Source organism: Ferdinandcohnia sp. SAFN-114, from assembly GCF_059415045.1.
Genome location: NZ_JBPFDQ010000072.1, coordinates 21,907 through 27,906 on the forward strand (window position 1 = coordinate 21,907; position 6,000 = coordinate 27,906).

The following is a 6,000-nucleotide window of genomic DNA, read 5'->3' on the forward strand; positions in this document are numbered from 1 at the left end:
TTCTAATATTTCTTAGACTGTTTTTTCTATAAAAACTAATGTCTAAGATTTAAAGCTTAACAGAAAGGTGGAAATGAAAATGAGTATGCTAGTAGCAGAAAAAAGGAAAGAAACTAAAAAAACAATCTTGAAAAAATTGAGGAGTGAAGGGAAAATCCCTGCAGTTGTATATGGTAGGTCCATACATACAGAGTCAATCTTGATTAATAACTCTGATTTAAGGAATGTAATCAAGGAAGTTGGTAGAAATGGTATTTTCTCTTTAAATGTTGATGGTAATTCAAAAAACGTTATTTTAAGAGATTACCAAAATAACCCTGTGACTAAGGAAATTATTCACGTAGATTTGCTTCAAGTAGATCAGAATACAGAAATTGATACAAGAGTAAGTGTAATCCTAAAAGGAATTTCTAATGGCGAGAAAGTCGGTGGAGTTGCTAAACAATTTGTTCATGAATTAGATATAACTGCTAAGGTGAATGATCTCCCTGATTTTATTGAAATTGACATTACTGAATTTGAAATCGGACACTCTGTTCGCGTAGCAGATATTAGAAAAGAGTACAGTAACTGTACAATCAAACATGAAGATGATGAAACGATTTTGTCAATCGACTATGTAAAAGCACAAGCCAATGAAGAGGAAGAAAGTGAAGTTGAAGTTTCGGGCGTCTAATCCTGCGATCTAACCTGGTAAGTTGAAAATAGGAATATAAGACAACCCAAAACTGCGTTTATAAGTGTAAAATAAATAGAATATAGATAGCAATACTTTTTTTAAAAAAATTTTAGTGAGTCTATAGTAGAAGCATTTATTTCTTCACTATAGGCTTTTTTTGTTAAGGGAATTATTTTCGTTTATCTGTTCGGATGAAGCTGAATCTAAAAAAATAATCAATAATTCGGGTAAAACGCAATTCCCTTTATCCTTTATTTTTTAACACTTCTTGCAACATCATTTCCAAACGATCTAATCGGTCGATAATCGGTTGAAGGGCTTCCTCGAGTTGCGACCGCAATCGATCTGCTTTTTCATTTTCCATGCTTTATTTCCTCCGTTTTATCATTTTGTTAAGGACCTCTTTCATATAGGATGTGTTACAATGTGGATATATAATCACTCTTTTGTTCTAAGAAATTATAGTGATATGAGGGCGAGGGATTAGGTGAAATGCAATTAGTTTTTACATATGTAGTGACCCTTATTGCGATAGGGATCTCAGTGTTTATTTCGCTTTTTTTCAAAGCTGAACTAGAGCGAATGTTTCGCGAAAAAACGAGCGTGATTGCGTTCCATATATGTAATGTGCTTATTGTGTTAATGGTGTCGTTTGCTTTTCATATCGTATTTACAATTTATATATTTGAGAATGAAATAAACTTGCTGCTACAAATGCTTATTAACTTGTTTATCATCCTGCCGATTTATGTTGTCGGGAATATCATATTTGAAAAAAATAAATTTAGGTTTCGAAAATACAGACCTGTTGAAGATGGAAAAGTGCTCGTAATCAATGAAAAGTACTTGCAGAAGAAAAAAAGGTAAATTGAATAGTAGGAAAGACTACAACCAGGCTCTCGAAGAACGAGACCTGGTTTTCTTTGTCTTATCGTCATGTGAAGAGAGAAGTTAGGTCGTATCGAGTTATACTTCCCAAATACGGTACGAAGGCACTATAAGGATACTACATATAGTATATTTTGATAAAAAAACTGAAAATTTCAGCACATCCGGAGGATATTAGAGGATTTGGGAGTATCTTGGAAGGATAAACCACTATTCCCCCTCAAATTTTTCGAAAGAACGAAATATGCTAGTTTATCATGAGATATGCTAGATTATCAGGTTTGTCCGAAATTTATTATTCCTCTATACTTTTAATGTAGCCCTAAAAAGTTATCGCTGTTAAACAAATAGTGCATATTCCCTCTAAGAACAATAGTTCAAAAGATATATCCTCAAACGTCCTGAAAAATGTAGCCTTTACAAATCCTCTGCATTTTTCGCCTGGCTGAATAATGAATTATACCTATCTATTATTCTAATCAACCATAAAATTCAATAGGGAAGTTTTTTATAAACATAAGGAGGAATTTGTTATCGCTTGAAAATGAATATGTATTCATTTTGGGGTTATTCTTGATATAAACTCAGTAAGTTTATAGGTTTACTTACAAATTAAAAAAGGGGAGAAAATTATTTATGAAACGAAAGTTATTTACATTACTAACCGTTTTATTACTAGCCTTAGTAGGTTGTAGTAGTGAAGGCTCTTCAGGAGATGGAGAACCAGAAAAGTTAGACAAAATTGTGTTAGCTGATGCTGGTTGGGATAGTATTCGCTTCCATAACAGCATAGCGCAAAGAATCCTTGAAGAAGGATACGGTTATGACACAGAGGTGACTGTGGGTTCAACACCTGCAACATTAGAAGGTCTACGTCAAGGTGACATTAATGTCTATATGGAAGTATGGACGGATAATGTCAAAGAGCTTTATAAAGAAATGACAGATGCTGGAGATATTGAAGAAGTATCTACAAACTTTAATGATAATAGCCAAGGGCTGTATGTTCCGACTTATGTCATTGAAGGGGACGAAGAAAGAGGAATTGAGCCGTTAGCTCCAGATTTAAAAACGGTTGAAGATTTGAAAAAATACCCTGAGGTTTTCCCAGACCCTGAGGATTCAAGCAAAGGACGAATTGTAGGGGCTCCTACTGGTTGGGCAGTTAACGAAACAATGACAGCAAAATACGAAACCTATGGATTAGATGAAACATTTAGTTATATTAGTCCTGGTTCAGATTCAAGTGCAGTTGCAACGCTTGTTGATGCTTATGAGAAAGGTGAAGGTTGGGTTGGATACTATTGGTCTCCAACATGGGTAACAGCAAAATATGATCTAACTCTTTTAGAAGAACCAGAATATAACGAAGAACAATGGAACAAAGATTTTGGTACTGCATTCCCACCGAACGATGTTGTTGTAGCAGTTCATAAGGACATGCCTGAACAAGCACCAGAGGTTGTGGAGTTCCTAAAAAATTATGAAACGAGTAACGACTTAACTGAAGAAGCACTTAACTATATGAATGAGAATGATGCTTCCGCCGAAGAGGCTGCTGATTGGTGGATGAAGCAGCACGAAGACATCTGGACTTCTTGGGTTCCGGAAGATATTGCAGAAAAAGTAAAAAGTTCATTAGAATAATATATTTGTAGTAGTTGGTGCTGCCAACTACTACATTTTTCAAAGATTTTTGTCGAAAAAAAGTGAGGTGAATGGTTACATCAAGTAACCTGTTTATGGGTAGTTTTCCAGATATACGATGGGATTTTCTAGGTAAATACGTTGAAAAATTTATAAAGTGGATAGATACAACATTCGAAGGTTTTTTTGATTTCATACATCTTATCTCCTCTCAAACAATCAATGGAATTGATAGTTTTCTTAGCTTCATTCCGTGGTGGCTCTTCTTAATCATTATTTTCCTTTTAGGATGGCGCTTTAAATCTGCTCTTTCCGGTGTTTTATATGCATTCTTTATCTTCTTAATAGGAACATTTGGACTTTGGGATGTATTGATGATTACGATTGCCATCGTCTTAACCTCCGTAGTCATTTCGTTGATTATCGGGATTCCAGTTGGGGTATGGATGGCGTTTAGTAAAAAGTTCTCCATCATCATGAGACCAATCCTTGATGCCATGCAAACCATGCCAAGTTTTGTTTATTTGATTCCGGCCATTTTCTTCTTCAGTCTAGGAAATGTTTCGGCTGTATTTGCTACGTTAATTTATGCATTGCCACCAGTTATTCGATTAACTGAGCTCGCAATACGGAATGTTGATGAAGACGTCATTGAATCTGCTCAATCATTTGGTTCTTCGAGATGGCAAATGCTCACAAAGGTCCAATTACCACAGGCACTTCCAACGATTATGGCAGGGGTAAACCAAACAACGATGATGGCACTTGCAATGGTTGTTATTGCGTCAATGGTAGGTGCAAAGGGATTAGGTGAACAGGTTCTAATTGCGATTAACCGTATTGATATGGCACTCGGATTTGAAGCAGGAATTAGTATTGTGTTTCTAGCTATCATTATTGACCGCGTAACATCAGGAGTAGCGAATTCCTTCCAGAAACACAGGGGGTCTTAACTATGGAAACAAAAATTAAAATAGAAAACGTCTCAAAAATATTTGGATCGAAACCAAAATCTATCATTCCGATGGTGGAAAAAGGAATGAGTAAAAAAGAAATATTAGAAAAAACAAATCATACCGTTGGTGTTTATAACGCATCAATGGAGATCAAAAAAGGTGAAATTTTTGTCATTATGGGGCTTTCCGGTAGTGGTAAGTCTACCTTAATTCGCTGCTTTAACCTTTTAAATAAACCAACCTCTGGGTCTATCTATGTAGATGGCGAAGATGTTGTTCGCTACAATTCATCCCAATTGAAAAAATTCAGGCAGGAAAAAATTGCAATGGTATTCCAGCACTTCGGCTTATTCAGCCACCGAACAGTCTTAGCAAATGTTGAATATGGCCTTGAAATTAAAAATATCTCAAAAGAAGAACGTAGAGACATTGCCTTGAAGAATATTGAAAGTGTAGGGTTAAAAGGATATGAAGATAAATATCCAGGTGAACTCTCTGGTGGGATGCAGCAGCGTGTTGGATTGGCGCGTGCGTTAGCGAATGATCCGGATATTCTATTAATGGATGAGCCTTTCAGTGCTCTTGATCCACTCATCCGTAGAGAAATGCAACTCGAACTTTTAGAACTTCAGGACAAGCTTCAAAAGACAATCATCTTTATTACACATGATATCAATGAAGCTTTTAAACTTGGAGATCGAGTAGCTGTTATGAAGGATGGTGTCGTTGAGCAAATTGGTACACCAGAGGAAATCATTGAGACACCCGCGAATGACTATATCACTGAATTTATAAAGGATATTGATCGCTCAAAAGTATTACAAGCTGAGCATGTCATGATTAAGTCAAGTGCAATGGTTTCTTTAAAAGATGGGTTACAGGTTGCTGTAAAAGAAATGCAGAAGAATGGTATATCTAGTGTATTCGTTGTAAACAAGCATCGACAACTACAAGGAATAGTGACGATTGACGATTGCATTGAAGGCATAAAGGAAAAGAAGACACTGACCGATGTGCTTCGAGATGATATCTTTAAAGTATCGAAGGATGAATATATCCAAGATATTATTCCGAAGGCATTGGAGACAAAGTTCCCTCTAGCTGTAGTAGACGAGGATTCTCGACTATTAGGGATTATCCTTCGGGTTCATGTTTTATCAAGTTTAGTCTAATAGATAACTAACTTACTATGACTCAGATTATTTTATGAATCTGAGTCATTTTTTTTTTTAGTAACCTCTAATTATAAAGGGAATTGTTGGTTCCCCATAGAAATCATAATATGGTCGATAGTATAATGGTTACATATATTGTAAGAAGATGCTAGGTAAATAGGGGGACGGAAAATGGCGCAGCTTGATATATTACATCCTGTTTTAGGAAAAGTAATTGAAAACATTGAAAAAGTAATGATCGGAAAAAGAGATGTAGCCACACTGAGTTTGGTTGCATTATTGTCAGAGGGACATGTCTTATTAGAGGATGTACCAGGTGTCGGGAAGACGATGATGGTACGTTCACTCGCAAAATCAGTAAGTGCGGAATTCAAGCGGATTCAGTTTACGCCCGACCTATTGCCGTCTGATGTAACTGGAACGTCCATCTATAATCCGAAAGAACTTCAATTTGAGTTCAGACCTGGTCCAATTATTGGCCATATTGTACTTGCGGACGAAATCAACAGAACTTCTCCGAAGACACAATCGGCCCTACTTGAGGGAATGGAAGAAAGCAGTATTACTGTTGACGGAGTAATGGACTAACCTAAAATAGTGAGACAATATAAAACACCTCCAAAATGGCAATACTTGAGATAAGTATTGTGACATT

5 protein-coding genes and 1 pseudogene are annotated in these 6,000 nt (G+C 36.1%); all 6 read left to right on the plus strand.

From position 1 onward, the window contains the following. Positions 1 to 79: 79 nt before the first annotated feature. Positions 80 to 676, plus strand: a complete 597-nt coding sequence (locus ACR65M_RS19825; protein ID WP_341329744.1) for a 50S ribosomal protein L25 — start codon at positions 80 to 82, stop codon at positions 674 to 676. Positions 677 to 1,171: 495 nt separating this feature from the next. After that, complete coding sequence (locus ACR65M_RS19830) at positions 1,172 to 1,546, plus strand: hypothetical protein (protein WP_341329745.1); 375 nt, start codon at positions 1,172 to 1,174, stop codon at positions 1,544 to 1,546. Positions 1,547 to 2,203: 657 nt separating this feature from the next. Continuing rightward, positions 2,204 to 3,214 carry an ABC transporter substrate-binding protein gene (locus ACR65M_RS19835; RefSeq protein WP_440274174.1) on the plus strand — a complete coding sequence of 337 codons (1,011 nt, stop codon included), beginning with the start codon at positions 2,204 to 2,206 and terminating at the stop codon, positions 3,212 to 3,214. A 95-nt stretch (positions 3,215 to 3,309) separates the two neighbouring features. Continuing rightward, positions 3,310 to 4,167, plus strand: a complete 858-nt coding sequence (locus tag ACR65M_RS19840) for an ABC transporter permease subunit (protein WP_121449556.1) — start codon at positions 3,310 to 3,312, stop codon at positions 4,165 to 4,167. A gap of 2 nt (positions 4,168 to 4,169) precedes the next feature. Continuing rightward, positions 4,170 to 5,342 carry a quaternary amine ABC transporter ATP-binding protein gene (locus ACR65M_RS19845; protein WP_440274175.1) on the plus strand — a complete coding sequence of 391 codons (1,173 nt, stop codon included), beginning with the start codon at positions 4,170 to 4,172 and terminating at the stop codon, positions 5,340 to 5,342. 174 nt (positions 5,343 to 5,516) lie between these two features. Further along, positions 5,517 to 5,924 (plus strand): annotated as a pseudogene (locus ACR65M_RS19850) (AAA family ATPase); the annotation flags it as partial. Between the last annotated feature and the right edge of the window lie 76 nt (positions 5,925 to 6,000).

Excerpts from the sequence above, each read along its gene's own strand:
- ACR65M_RS19825 (WP_341329744.1), top strand. The coding sequence starts at position 80 with ATGAGTATGCTAGTAGCAGAAAAAAGGAAAGAAACTAAAAAAACAATC.
- ACR65M_RS19830 (WP_341329745.1), top strand. The coding sequence starts at position 1,172 with ATGCAATTAGTTTTTACATATGTAGTGACCCTTATTGCGATAGGGATC.
- ACR65M_RS19835 (WP_440274174.1), top strand. The coding sequence starts at position 2,204 with ATGAAACGAAAGTTATTTACATTACTAACCGTTTTATTACTAGCCTTA.
- ACR65M_RS19840 (WP_121449556.1), top strand. The coding sequence starts at position 3,310 with ATGGGTAGTTTTCCAGATATACGATGGGATTTTCTAGGTAAATACGTT.
- ACR65M_RS19845 (WP_440274175.1), top strand. The coding sequence starts at position 4,170 with ATGGAAACAAAAATTAAAATAGAAAACGTCTCAAAAATATTTGGATCG.